The following is a 13,486-nucleotide window of genomic DNA, read 5'->3' as shown; positions in this document are numbered from 1 at the left end:
TTTAGAAAGTTTTTTTAGTTATTTAGCAATGCACAAATTTAGGTGTTTGTCAAATTAATTTAGATGCGTTTACCCTGACATTCCGAGGACGATCGCAGCAATAAAGTATCCCATAGCTTTCTTTATAGTTTGAGGTTTGCTGTATCTAATCTAGGGTGGCATTTGAAGGTAGACAGGATGAAAACCATTGCTATTGAGTGCGGATTTCCACCTGCTAGAACCGTCGTTATTTGGTAAATTGAGGACTAGAGTTTTCACTCAAACAATGGCAACATGGCATAACTTACCCTTCCAAAGCGGCCAAAAGACACAGCAATAAAGCCTCCGTCCACTCGACTACAGCACCGTAAGTATCGCCCGTGTGGCCGCCCAAACGGTGGTTAAACCAGGCTCCGGCAAAAATTCCGATCGCACTTCCCCCCAAAGCCATCCCCACCGCCAACAGCCACCGATCGCCCTCCAAGACAACTTGCACCACGCTCAAACTAAGCAGCAACAGCACTCCGGGTATAAAATCAAAAGGAGAATAAATCGATTCTTTGTGAAAAGCTCCCTTACCCTCGGCCCGGAGATAGGGATAGCGGGCGATCGCCACCAGTTGGGCCCACCTCCCCCAACCCGCGACACCCATCAAAGCCAGCCACCGATAGTTATTCAAGTCCGAGAGAGCGGCAGTTTTCAGCAGCACGATCGCGATCGCAGCCATCGCCCCAAAGGCTCCTGTAACGCTGTCCCGCATCACTTCCAGCCGACGCACTGGGTCGGGTACAGCCAGCCCGTCCGCCGCGTCCATTGCCCCGTCTAGGTGCAGCCCGCCAGTCACGGCGATGCCCAAGACTACCACCAAGGCCGATCGAGTCAGAGCAGGCATTCCCAACAACTGCAACCCAACATCCGCCAGTCCCACCATCCCCCCAATCAAAAGCCCGATCGCCGGTGCCAAGCGGGCAATGCCCCGAAACTCCAAAGTCCAAGACACCGGTACCGGCAAACAAGTATAAAAAGCGACTGCGGCTGCGATGGCAGCGCCTTGATTCCGGAAAAAGTCGATCGTAGAGCGAACCCATTTATCATGCACCATAAGATAGAAAATTTTTCATCTGGTATGCAGTTGTCAATCGATTAGTGTGTGCCAGAATTGGACTGTAACACCCTAGTTTTTTGGATCGAGCATTCCTCCTGTCGCCCGCTCTTTTCCCCGGAAAACCTCTGTCGGCAGCGATCCCAAAGCTCCCTATCTAAAAAGACTAAACTCAAGATCCGCGTTTCCCGTACCAAGAATTCTAGCTAACTCCCTGATTTTCAAGACGGGAAAATACCACAACAGAGGCTTTTACTCCATGAGTCACGATCAATTGAATAACAGGGTAGTTGCTCCTTGCATAATCGATACAGGGATTGTCGTCAACAAACGCGATATCAAAAGATTGCTGTTTGATTTAGGACGTGTCCGCTACCTTCACATACAAGATGGCCAGATTTATAGCGAAGGGGAAGGTTATGTGCTCGAAGTCTTCGCCAACCCCCACCGTTCTACCCTGATTGCCAACCATGCGCTTTATTTGAACGTCTATAGTTTTGATTACCTGGAACTGAAACAGTCGCCTGAAGATGGTGCTTATTTTGACCTGATTCAAGATGGACGGCAGTTGCGGTTAATTCCCCTCTCCAATCCTTTGCAAGAGCAATTCGCCCGGAATTTAAATGCTGCGGCTTTGGATGCGGTTGTCGATCAGGTACTCTCCGGCAACTGGGATCTACAATTAGACGACGATGATTCCCCGTTTTAATCGTCAGTCAGTCGATTTTAGATTTTAGATTTTAGATTTTAGATTTACTGGCAGCATTGAATCTGGGAGTTAGAACTAAGGTCTAAAATTTTTTGCCCTCCACGACGATTGTCGGAAACTTGTCTCCGTTTTTGGGCGGGGTCATGGTTTTTTTTGTCGCGATGTCATCAACAATAGATTAAATAACACGGACGGCCGAGTAGCGGTTAACGAGCATCGGGGACTAATGACTGAGGACAAGGCGAAATTTTCTTTTAAATGTCAGGCTAATTGCAGCCATACCCAAGCCCGTGCAGGGGTTTTTGCCACTCCCCACGGTGTGGTGGAAACGCCTAAATTTATGCCAGTGGGGACGCTAGCTAATGTCAAAACTTTGACCCCGGCACATCTTGAGGCGGCGGGTTCTCAAATGGTTTTGGCAAATACTTATCACTTGCACTTGCAGCCGGGGGAAGCAATTGTCGCAGGCGCGGGCGGATTGCACAAATTTATGGCTTGGCCGGGCCCGATGCTGACGGATTCGGGAGGCTTTCAGGTGTTTAGCTTGAGCCAAATGCGGACTATTTCTGAGAATGGGGTGACTTTTCGCTCTCCCCGCGATGGCCGCATGATTAATTTGACGCCGGAACGATCGATCGAAATTCAGAATGAGTTGGGCGCTGATGTGATTATGGCCTTTGACGAGTGTCCCCCTTACCCCGCTACGCGGGAGGAGGTGGAGGCTGCCACAAACCGCACTTACCGCTGGCTGCAACGCTGCATGCAAGCTCACTCGCGCCCGGATCAAGCTTTGTTTGGGATCGTGCAGGGGGGCGTTTTCCCCGATTTGCGATCGCGCGCGGCGAACCAGTTGGTAGATTTGGATTTACCAGGCTACGCCATCGGCGGCGTTAGTGTGGGGGAATCGGGGGATTTGATCGCAGAGATTGTAAAGGTGACTGCGCCTCTGTTGCCGGCAAATAAACCGCGTTATTTGATGGGGATTGGGACTTATCGGGAAATGGCGCTGGCGGTGGCGAGTGGCGTAGATATGTTTGACTGCGTCATACCGACTCGGCTGGCCCGCCACGGGACGGCTTTTGTTGGTGGGGAACGCTGGAGTTTGAAAAATGCTCGGTTCCGGGAGGATTTTGCTCCGCTGGATGAGTCTTGCCCTTGTTATACCTGCCAAAAATTCAGTCGGGCTTATTTGGCCCATTTGGCGCGGGCTAACGAAGTGCTGGGGTATACTTTGCTGGCGCTTCACAATGTGACGGAGTTGATTCGCTTTACTGGGAGGATGCGGGAGGCGATTTTGGCCGATCGATTTACTGAAGAGTTTGCCTACTGGCTTGCACCGAGAGTCGATCAATCATGATTGCCTTGGGTGAAGATATGCGACAATTATGAAAATTCTGTTGGATAGGTAGGTTGATTCATGGAAGCTGCATTACTTTTAGCAAAACTGCCCGAAGCTTATTCGATTTTTGAGCCTTTGGTTAATGTTTTGCCGGTCATTCCCGTATTTTTCTTGCTGCTGGCTTTTGTTTGGCAGGCGGCTGTCGGATTTAGATAAGTTTGATTTCATTAAAAGCAGGGGCAATTCACAAATTGCCCCTGCTTTTAGGTATTAAGTTTTGTTTCGTTCTTCTTTCTGCCTTCAGCTACCGCCGATCGCACTTTTGAATGCCGGTCTTTCTGAGATCCGCTTGATGTAATCTACAACAGCCGGATAAGCACTGAGGTCTAGTTTTAGCATCATCGGAATGTAAGCCAACATTGACCCGACTGCTGCGTCGGCTACGCCAAATTCATCACCCATTAAAAATGGCTGTTTCTCGAAAATTTCATTTAACGGTTTTAACAACTGGGGAGTTTCGCGATCGCGAGTTCCTTCTGTAAATATTCCCGGCCCCAGGGTGGCGTTAGCAAACGTGACCCACTGCACGATTTGAGCTTGCTGCTCCAAAGTGTCTGGCATCTTACCATATTTTTGAGCTAAATACAGCAGAATTGCGCCGGATTCCCAAAGTTTAAAATCTCCGTCAACAATTGCCGGTACTTTGCCGATCGGGTTAATTTCGAGATACTCTGGCTGCAAGTGTGCCCCTGCTTGCATATCCAGCATCACGAATTCGTAAGGAACCGCTATTTCTTCTAGATACCACTTGACAATTGAGGCCCTGCTGCGGGCTCCGCCGTAAAGTTTCAGCACGAAATTTTTATCCTTTAACGCAACATTGCTGTTATAGCATTTTTTGGTAATTGGTCATTGGAGTCACCAGAGACTCTGATGTCAATGTTCGACTGATGACTGATGACTAATGACTAATGACTACTGACTACTGACTAATAACTAATGACCGATAACTACTGGCACCTCTGTCAAATGCAGAAACAAGATTCTGCTGCCAATAAAAATCAAAATAGCTCCGCCCAAGATCTCAATTTTATTTGCAAACAAGTTGCCGCACTTGTGACCGATAAACACGCCTGCAAAGGCTAAAAAGAAAGTAATAAATCCGATCGCAGTCACCGCAGGAGCAATAGAATCTTTCAGGACAGCAAATCCGATGCCAACTGCGAGGGCATCGATACTCGTCGCCACCGACAGCGTTATCAAAGTCCCCGTATCTAAGGGATTGAACTTTTTCTCGCATTCTTCGCTTTGCAGCGATTCATAAATCATTCTCCCGCCAATGAAACTCAACAGCCCAAAAGCGATCCAATGGTCGATCGGTGTTATCAAAAAACTAAAACTAAGACCTATCAACCATCCTATGACGGGCATTAAAGCTTGAAACACTCCAAAAAATAAGGCAATTTTTAAAGCTTTATTGACCTTCATGTGTTTGATAGCTAAACCGCTAGAAACAGCAACCGCAAAAGCATCTGCTGCTAGTCCCAAGGAAAGTAATATGGTACTGGCTGTATCCATTTTTGTAAGGTGTTAGGTGTTATAAATTAAAGTGTTACTTTTGACTGTTTTAGTTTACACTAAATTTTGATAAAGTTGCGTTTTTATCATAATCTATTCATTTTTGACTCACATTTATTTCACAATTGGCAAGGGTTGAAAAAATCAGCGCTTAGCTGTATTCTGTAAAAGATTATTTATCAAGTAGCAGAATTGACTATGCCGCAATCTAGACCGTACCAGCCATTGCTGCTCAGGTTACTGCATGGAGTTAACGCTGCGATCGCCCTTTTAGCAATTTTGAGCGCATTTCTGGTTTACAACACCTACGATGGGCGGTTTGGCAAAGTCCCCGTGCCTCAGATTGCAGATATTATCGGGATTCACGGCACTTTTGGCAAGATGTTGCTGTTAGGAATAATGCCGGCTTTTGCATTGTACAGTTTCCACGCAGGTCAAAAACGCTTGGTGCAGCCGGATTCTTTTGGGAGACTAACGCAGTTGGGAAAACCGATTTGGTGGTACAGTTTGCACCGGATTGTGAATACGTTGATGTTGCTGGCACTGACTTGGGCGATCGCTTCTGGCAGTATGGTTAAGGAAGAATGGCTGCCGGCTGGGGAATTGACGCAGGTTTGGTATTATTTACACGCTTCTGCTTGGGTGGTATTGGTATTTTGTCTGGCAATGCACTTGTTGATGAGTGCGAAGGTGGGGGGTTTGCCGCTAATTTTGTCGATGTTTGATGCCGCATATCGCCCGGAAGATTCGCCGGCTGCTTGGTGGAAGAAAATTCGCTCTTTGGTTGATCGCTCTTAATGTGAAAATGCTTTATTTGAAAATGAACAGAAATATTTTATTAATTGTTGCGGAAGTCTTGGTAATGGGAGGCTGGTTGTTTGCTGTGGTTGCACCTTTATTATTTCCCTAATCCTATCATAGCAACTTGGGTTAACAAATGATTATTAGGTTTGTAGTGAGGACTTCTTTCTTCCGTTTTATGAAAACTAAAGTCTTGACTACGAAGCCAAATTAAGCTTTTCGTGCAGCTTGCTAGAAATATTTGCGACGGGTTTCCATGGCGGCAAGATGCGATATCAAACGATCGGCAATTTTACCCTAAACTCAGCACCGCCCGCTGTTTTAGATTTAATTTGAGATTGCACTGGAGATTCAACTGTAAGGCTGCCGCCGTGCAATTCTACAATAATTTTATAGCACACAGACAGATCCAACCCTGTAAAATTTTTAAATGATTTAGTATGGCAAGAATGACCAAATATTTTCTGTTGAATTTCCTGCGAAATTATTGAGCCATTGTGAACTATGGATACAACAATAAATCTGCCTGTATATTCCTCGATAATATCGGTTTCAATTGTAATAATTTGAGCTGAATTCTCAATACTTTTAACTGCATCTATAGCATTGATGATGAGACTCGCGAATACCTGGCTCAGTTGACCGGGATAACACAAAATTGGCGGCAGGTTGTTGTACTCCTTGACTACTAATATTTTTTGCTCCAGTCTGTGAGCCAGCAACAGCAAAATATTGTCGATGCTCTCATTAACATTGGCGGGTTCTTTGTTGGCTTCGTCAGGAAGTGAAAATTTTCGCAAAGCCAGGACTATCTGGCGAATGCCATCTGCTCCTATTTTCAAAAGGTTGAGAATTTGCGGCAATTCTTCGCTGATAAAATCTAGGTCGCAGGCCTCTATTTCTTTGGCAATTCGCGGCACAGGTTCGGGATATTGTTCGCGATAGAGGCGAATTATATTGAGTAAATCTTTGATATAATCGTTAACGTGAATCAGGCGGCCGTAAATAAAGTTAATCGGGTTATTAATTTCCTGGGCAACTTCGGCGGTTAGTTGACCGATAATTGTCATTTTTTCGCTTTGTACTAAATGTTCTTCGGTGATTCTGAGTTTGGCTAATACTTCTTCCAAAAGTTTGAGTTCTTCTTGAATTTGCCCGTGAAGTTGAGATTGGGAAATTGCGATCGCCAGCGAGTCGGCAATTGCTTCCAAAACTTCCACCTCGTCGGGATTCGCAAACCGCCGATTTGCACAGGCGAACAGATATCCAAGCCGATGATTCTGAGTTAGTACGGGTACTGCTGCGTAGTGACTATTTGTGAGTTCGATATGGGCGTGTTCATCAGACGCTGTGGCATCAGGAGGGGCCGTTTTATGTAGCAGTATCGTTTCGCAGCGGTGAAGCCGTGCAGCTAAATCTCCAGAAGGCCCTCCTGGAACACCAAAGATTCCCAAGCGCGTCGGCAAACCTTCCCGGCAATATTCCCAGCCAAATTCTAAAGTATCTTGTCGGGGATCGTACCATGCGAAAATTGCTCGATCGAGCTGCAGCACTGTACCGAGTTCGTCTACTGTAGTTTGGAGGATGCGATCGAGCTGCAAGCAAGCGCGAATGCGGCCAGTTAAGCGGTGGAGAAGGGCTTCTGTGCGACTGCGAATGCAATGTAGGGCAAACAGCTTGAGCCCCACAATTGTTGCGAAAATTGCTGCGGCGGCAAGTAAGCCGGCGGCTACTGCTAGTATCTTGAAAGGAAGGAGTTCTTTTTCGAGATTGTCGCGGGGAATTACGAGGGCGATCGACCATTCAGCTTGTTCTAAAGGAATATAAGCAACATAAACTCTGGCGTCGTTGATTTGAGTCAGCACAATGCCCGTTTTTTGATAAACCATCTCCCGGGCTACATTTGCCAAATTAGTATCTGCGGACTCTAAAAGACTGGGAGCCGATTTGTCGATATTTCCGATTAATCGAGCGTCGGGATGCACAATCGGCACTCCTTGAGAATTGAGAACAAAAGCGTAAGTTCCTGCCCCATATTCCAGCTTTCCTACTACTTCGGCAATTCGATCCATGCTAATGACGCCGTTCATTACTCCGATCGGCTTTTCGGTTGTTTTATCAATAGAATTTACCGAATTTGACCACACCGGAGCTGAAATGGGAACAATACTTTGTCCTTTGAGCGTGCGAGAACTGGTAGGATCTGAAACATAGACTTCCCCAGCCATTGCCTTTTTGAAGTGTTGGCGGTCGCTAACATTAATCAACGCTCTGCCCACTTTTGTGGTGAAATAAGAACCGTCGGGAGCAATTAATGCGAAGTGCAGGAATTCTTGCAGTCGATTTACTTCCGATTTTAAATAAGGCTCTGCCACTGACCAATTCATCGAACGAACCGGAGGAGTGTGGGCGAGAATTTCGATCTCAGCCTTTCTAGTGCCGAGCCAGCGATCGATCTTGTTTGCCCGATCCCTAACTTCTAACAAAGCATTTCGCTCTAAATTTGTGATAATCAAGCGGCGAACACTTTGATAGCTGATACAACCAGTGATGCTAGTTGCCAGAATTGTTACCCCCAAAATTAAGAGCGCAGTTTGGTACCCAAGATGGTATTCGCCCTTTAATCCCGCTGGCAATAGTCGAGTTAATTTCCACCACTTTACTCTCGCAAAGCTTCGCATGGTTTGACCAATTTGTGAGATTGAAATCCTTAGCTCACCTACGATCTACTTGCCCGCCTGCCAGTAGTCTTAAACTACTAGCATTCAATAATTGCGGGGATTTTTTAATTTTTCCCCCCCGAGCAGTTCCTATCATTTCCGGTTCCACCGGAATGATATAAAGGACACGGCAGTGCCGTTTCCCTACCCAGATTAATTGTAGGAACACGGCACTGCCGTGTCCTAGCGGTGGGTAATATTAATTCCGATGCTGCCCGATTGGATATCACTTTGTTAAACAGGAATAATATCATACCACATTTTTGACAACTTAAAAAAGGTTATCAACTACTTAATTTTTGTTTACAGTCGTTAATAATTTATATTATTTAGGTGATGTGAGCAGTAGAAATTTTAGGTTGAGATTTTTGGTGTGTGTCTTAATCAATAGTCCAGACTGTTTTTAGTTAGTATTCTGAAAACCTTGATTTTCGGTTGGTATTTCAAGCACGCGATCGCCTTGAAACTCTTATTCTACAGTTGGCAATCAAAAAATATCCGCAGTATTGCTTAATAACGGAATATTAAAAGTTTTTTGTTCATTATTATTAATGAACGAAAAACTTGTTAAATCTTTAACTTACATCTCAACAATCAAAACTATTTTCGGTGCATTCGCTGGCTGAGGCACTGTTAAATTGCCCCAGTTGCGCGATTTGTTTAAAGAACCTTGTGAGTGTGTTCGTGCTGTTTCACATTGTCTTCAGTGCGAATGATGCGCTCGGAGTTGAGCACCCTTTTGCGTTCTAAGGAATAAGTAAAGTCGTTGCGAACTGTTCCCAAGGGAATGTGAAGTTGAGCTTGGGGGCGGATTTTGTAAGTGCGGGCAGCGGCGATCGCCCGAAAGCCAAATTCTTCGCTAAACTGAGATGATGTCGGGAATTCTGGCAACATTTTGGGTGTTTCGCCGTCGAGCACTGCTCCCAAAGTCGTCCCGCAAATCATTAAATAGGATGTGGGAATTCCCTTCAAAATTGCTTCTAAAGCTGCTGAGGGAATAGCTTCGATTACTTGCACTTCAAAAACTTCGCCTTCTTCTTTGATGAAGCAGGTAGCGACACCGACTGCTATGTAGTCGTCGGTGCAGAGATCAGGAGCGTTGGGATAAGCTGTTGCAGTCGTCATAAGAAAAGCTTGGTAGTGTGGAAACCGGGAACGAGAAATTATATCATTTCCGGTTACACCGGAATGATGTTGACTGTTGACTGTTCACTGTTGACTGTTGACTGTTGACTGTTGACTGTTCACTGTTGACTGTTCACTGTTCACTGTCAACCGTCAACTCGAATTTACTATTCCGATGCTAACGGATTTGATATTAAGCGATTTTAGATTTATTCCACGGTTTTTTTCGGGGATTTTATGTGAAAAATCTCAAACCGGCTGTTCTAATACCTAAAATTGTTGAGTTAAGCTCCAAGGAGCCGATCGCACGAGTGTGTCGATCGTACCACATCAAGGTAGATGCCGGATGATTCGGCAAGGATTCCCCGCCGCCACGACGTTTGCGGGAATATCTTTGACAACAACACTGCCTGCGCCGATCGTGCTATTGTCGCCAATAGTGACTCCTGGACAAATAATACTGCCGCCACCAATCCAAACATTATTGCCAATATTAATTTCAGTGGCTAGTTCTAGGCCAGAAAGCCTCAATTCCGGGTCTGTGGGGTGAAGAGCGGTGTAAATTTGTACGTTGGGCCCACACAGCAAATTCTCGCCAATGTTAACTCGATTGCAGTCGAGAATCACGCAGCCAAAATTCATATATAATCCGTTTCCCGCATAAATATTACTGCCGTAGTCGCAGTAGAAAGGTGGCTCGATTTCAACTTTTGGGCCAACTGCACCGAACCATTCGGCGAGAATTTCTAACCGTTTGTCTGGTTCGTCTTCGCGGGTAGAATTGTAGGTTCTGGCGATGCGGCGGGCTCGCTGGCGATCCAAAATTAATTGCTCATCAGCAGCTAAATACAATTCACCGGCGAGCATTTTTTGTTTTTCGGTTTTTTCCACAGTTTTTTCCAAGTTAAGAATTGGCGGTTGAAACCGCTACTTCACCAACGAACTTCCTCTCTAAGAGACTGAAGGATAATGTAGGGTGCGTAAGGGCGCACCTTACCGCTATAATTAGCGCGTCAGCTCATTTTTTGATGTTGTAGCATACATTTAGGGTTCAGGTTTTGACTGCAAACAAACAGCTAAATCCAGATTGGCTAATTTCTCAAAAGCTTGATTGATCGATCCTTTTCCCCGCAAAAAACCAGTATTTGCACCGGGACAAATATACTGTAAGGTTTCCGGCGAAAATCGATCGATAATTGACTTCACGCTGTTAATTTGCCTAGGCCAGTGAAAAGTTTTTGCCGTCAACAGCGGTACTGGGGCGGCTTCTCGGTTGGGGAGCAAGTGCCTACCCGAAAACAGCACTCCACCGCTGCCACTATGATAAAGGCAAGAGGAACCAGGAGAATGGCCAGGAGTCCAAAATGCTTTGATTCGATCGCTCAAAACAAATTCTCGCTCAAAAACCGTCACCTTCAAACCCGGCAGTAAATAAGCTTCCTGCTCTTGAATCAGGATCTCGCACCCCGTGGCTTCCTGAATCTCCCGCGCCTTGGCGATAGCGCCACGGTGGGTGAGAAACAGCAGTCGCACGCCGCCGTGTTCCCGCAAAAATGTTTGGTTAATCTCATCCCAAGCGGGACAATCCACCAGGATGTTAGTTTGGTTTTCTACAATGAAATAGGCTGTTGCACCCAGGGTATCCCGGTTGGGCGGGAAAGCAAGGATATTGTCGAGTACGGGTCTGGGTTGTTTGGAGACTGAAGTCTGTTGTTTCAAGGAAGTATTTCAGAAGGGAATGGGATAAATATTATGTTCTTTTTACTATGGTTGTTCGTATTGGGGCTGATATCGTACTACTTGTTGCAGAACGGCACCAGTCGCATTACCCGAACTCCGATATGGCTGCTGTGGCTGGTAATGATGGCACCGGCGCTGATTTGGGGTGGTTGGATTTTAGTTTACGGCACGAGCAAAACTGTACCGCCGGAGTTGGTAATTATACCTTTTCTGGTTTGCCCTTTTTTGTATTGGTTTTTGGTACAGTTGGGGCGCAAGAAAATTACCGCCGAAACTGCTGAGCAGTTAGCAAACTCTGCGACTGAACCTGCAAAGCCAAAACCGCCCGTGCGCCCGATCAATCAAGAAGAAGAAGCAAGTTTGCGCGATTGTTTTCCTTGGTCAATTTACTTTTTGCGAGATTTGGAATTTCGGCCGCAGGCTGTAATTTGTCGCGGACAGTTGCGGACGAACCCGGAAGCGGCTTATCAGGCAATTCGGGAGAATGTGGAGAGGCTTTTTGGCGATCGCTTTTTAGTAGTATTTCAAAACAGCTTGAGCGGTCAACCTTTTTTTGCTATAGTTCCCAATCCCAGCCACCAATCAGGGGAAACTCCTGTCAAAACCGAATCTGTAAACAGGCCATTTTTTGCATTAGCTTTGCTGCTGATCACGGTGTTTACGACTACCCTTGTCGGGACGCGACTTGCCGGGGTTACTGAACAAGCTTTGCAGTCTAACCCATCAATGTTGCTGCAGGGTTTGGCTTACTCGCTGGCTCTAATTACAATTTTAGCAATTCACGAATCCGGCCACTATTTAGCTGCCCAATTCTACAAAATTCGCACGACTTTGCCTTATTTTATCCCGATTCCTTTTTTCTTAGGAACTTTTGGGGCTTTCATTCAAATACGGAGTCCAATTCCCAACCGCCGAGCTTTATTTGATGTTAGCATTGCCGGCCCCCTGGCGGGTTTAGTGGCGACAGTGCCATTATTAATTTGGGGTTTGAATCATTCGACTATTGTACCGCTGTCTGACAAGTCGGGAATGTTAAATTTTGACTCTTTCAAACCCAGTTTTTCGCTGCTGATGACTTTGTTGAGCAAGTTAACCTTGGGTGGCGCTTTGAATGCGGAAACTGCGATCGATTTGCATCCGGTAGCGGTGGCGGGTTATTTGGGTTTGATCGTGACGGCGTTTAATTTGATGCCGGTAGGACAACTCGACGGCGGGCACATTGTACACGCGATGTTCGGCCAGCGAGCGAGTATGGCGATCGGGCAAGTTGCTAGACTTTGTATGCTGCTGCTTTCTTTTTTGGAACAGGGTTTACTGCTGTGGGCGATCATTTTGTTTTTCACGCCACTAAACGACGAACCGGCGTTGAATGATGTCAGTGAATTGGATAATCGGCGGGATTTTTTGGGGTTGTTGGCGATCGGGCTTTTGTTAATGATTTTGTTGCCCGCGCCTAGGGTACTGCTTGAGTGGTTAAATGTTTAGAAGGAAGTTCGGCAACGGATTCGCTCGACGGATTTAACGGATTTAACTAACGGATCGATGTCGAAGTCCCAGGGAATAGAGAGGAAGGAAGAAAAGAGAGGTTGACAAAATTCTGCAAGAGTTGCTATACAAGCGAGTTTAGCATTTCTCAACTCGCTTTCTATCTCGAAGTAATCTTTATTTTCACCGACTGATTAGAGAAATATGTCTTACAAATCCTTTACTTTCCAACAATTAGAAGAGCGATTTGGATTGGAGCTATCACTCAGTCCTATTTTGAGTGCCAAGGTTGTTCCTGTAGAACCCTCCGAATGGCTTTGGAGAGCAATGGAAATTAGTTCTAACACTGCTGTTACAACTGCAAAAGAACGTTCGGAACGGATTATTTCTCCTATTCTGTTAGAATTTAGAGAAAGGAACAACAGACAATTTTCTCTTTTTTCGGGTTGGTCATTTGATGTAGATGCGGATCAGGGATTGAATGGGGAATGCGACTTTCTATTGTCTTCCGTGCCGTTTGATTTTGAAATTAAAGTTCCGGTTTTTGCATTGAGAGAAACGAAAGTCGGAGAAATAGAATCTTGTCTGCCACAGTGTGCAGCACAAATGGTAGCTGCTCAGCTATTTAACGAACGCGAACACAATTCCATACCTGCAGTATATGGCTGCGTAACTACTGGCGTTGTCTGGCGGTTTCTTAAATTAGAAGGAAATAATTTAATTATTGATGTTGATGTTTATTGTCTCGATAATGTTCCTATGATTTTAGGCATTTTGCAAACAATCGTTAATTTATACCAATAATTTTGCGAGTCTAATAAAATAGGTTGGTAGGGAAAATTCCGTTGTTATTATCAAATTAATGATATTTTTTTACCAGAGGCGATAGCGACAAGTTTAGCCCAAAA

Annotated in this window: 13 protein-coding genes; 6 read left to right on the top strand and 7 right to left on the bottom strand. The window is 45.6% G+C overall.

Features of this window, described 5'->3' with window-relative positions; translation table 11 throughout:
* Positions 1-283: 283 nt before the first annotated feature.
* Positions 284-1,081, bottom strand: coding sequence for an adenosylcobinamide-GDP ribazoletransferase (cobS, locus tag QUB37_RS12820; RefSeq protein WP_242722367.1), 798 nt, complete (start codon positions 1,079-1,081; stop codon positions 284-286).
* A 259-nt stretch (positions 1,082-1,340) separates the two neighbouring features.
* On the opposite strand from cobS, the gene QUB37_RS12815 reads away from it, so the two are divergent.
* The 3 genes from QUB37_RS12815 (at position 1,341) to QUB37_RS12805 (ending at position 3,345) form a co-directional block, all read left to right on the top strand.
* Entirely contained in the window at positions 1,341-1,790 is a 450-nt protein-coding gene (locus QUB37_RS12815) for a hypothetical protein (RefSeq protein WP_333085519.1), read from the top strand.
* A 226-nt stretch (positions 1,791-2,016) separates the two neighbouring features.
* Positions 2,017-3,147, top strand: coding sequence for a tRNA guanosine(34) transglycosylase Tgt (gene tgt, locus QUB37_RS12810; protein WP_333162452.1), 1,131 nt, complete (start codon positions 2,017-2,019; stop codon positions 3,145-3,147).
* A 60-nt stretch (positions 3,148-3,207) separates the two neighbouring features.
* Entirely contained in the window at positions 3,208-3,345 is a 138-nt protein-coding gene (locus tag QUB37_RS12805; RefSeq protein ID WP_006634808.1) for a photosystem II reaction center protein K, read from the top strand.
* A gap of 84 nt (positions 3,346-3,429) precedes the next feature.
* On the opposite strand, the gene QUB37_RS12800 is transcribed toward QUB37_RS12805, so the two are convergent.
* The gene (locus tag QUB37_RS12800) at positions 3,430-3,984 is read right to left on the bottom strand and encodes a glutathione S-transferase family protein (RefSeq protein WP_333162450.1); all 555 of its coding nucleotides are present in this window, start codon (positions 3,982-3,984) and stop codon (positions 3,430-3,432) included.
* 141 nt (positions 3,985-4,125) lie between these two features.
* Positions 4,126-4,707 (bottom strand): manganese efflux pump MntP family protein, encoded by a 582-nt coding sequence (locus QUB37_RS12795; protein WP_333162448.1) that lies wholly within the window; start codon positions 4,705-4,707, stop codon positions 4,126-4,128.
* A 198-nt stretch (positions 4,708-4,905) separates the two neighbouring features.
* Between QUB37_RS12795 and QUB37_RS12790 the strand changes: the two genes are divergently transcribed.
* The gene (locus QUB37_RS12790) at positions 4,906-5,505 is read left to right on the top strand and encodes a cytochrome b/b6 domain-containing protein (protein ID WP_333162446.1); all 600 of its coding nucleotides are present in this window, start codon (positions 4,906-4,908) and stop codon (positions 5,503-5,505) included.
* Positions 5,506-5,783: 278 nt separating this feature from the next.
* On the opposite strand, the gene QUB37_RS12785 is transcribed toward QUB37_RS12790, so the two are convergent.
* The 4 genes from QUB37_RS12785 to QUB37_RS12770 form a co-directional block, all read right to left on the bottom strand.
* A complete protein-coding gene (locus QUB37_RS12785; RefSeq protein WP_333162443.1) occupies positions 5,784-8,144 on the bottom strand; it encodes a cache domain-containing protein in 2,361 nt (786 codons plus the stop codon).
* A 744-nt stretch (positions 8,145-8,888) separates the two neighbouring features.
* Positions 8,889-9,353 (bottom strand): hypothetical protein, encoded by a 465-nt coding sequence (locus QUB37_RS12780; protein WP_333162442.1) that lies wholly within the window; start codon positions 9,351-9,353, stop codon positions 8,889-8,891.
* 330 nt (positions 9,354-9,683) lie between these two features.
* Positions 9,684-10,244 (bottom strand): sugar O-acetyltransferase, encoded by a 561-nt coding sequence (locus QUB37_RS12775; protein WP_333162440.1) that lies wholly within the window; start codon positions 10,242-10,244, stop codon positions 9,684-9,686.
* Between the two features lie 153 nt (positions 10,245-10,397).
* Entirely contained in the window at positions 10,398-11,072 is a 675-nt protein-coding gene (locus QUB37_RS12770) for an MBL fold metallo-hydrolase (RefSeq protein ID WP_333162438.1), read from the bottom strand.
* Positions 11,073-11,105: 33 nt separating this feature from the next.
* On the opposite strand from QUB37_RS12770, the gene QUB37_RS12765 reads away from it, so the two are divergent.
* A complete protein-coding gene (locus tag QUB37_RS12765) occupies positions 11,106-12,578 on the top strand; it encodes a site-2 protease family protein (RefSeq protein WP_333162436.1) in 1,473 nt (490 codons plus the stop codon).
* Positions 12,579-12,782: 204 nt separating this feature from the next.
* A complete protein-coding gene (locus QUB37_RS12760; RefSeq protein ID WP_333162434.1) occupies positions 12,783-13,382 on the top strand; it encodes a hypothetical protein in 600 nt (199 codons plus the stop codon).
* The last annotated feature ends 104 nt before the right edge of the window (positions 13,383-13,486 follow it).

Origin of the sequence: Microcoleus sp. AT3-A2, from assembly GCF_036705685.1 — a bacterium.
GTDB lineage: Bacteria > Cyanobacteriota > Cyanobacteriia > Cyanobacteriales > Microcoleaceae > Microcoleus.
This window is presented reverse-complemented; position numbering and strand designations above follow the sequence as displayed.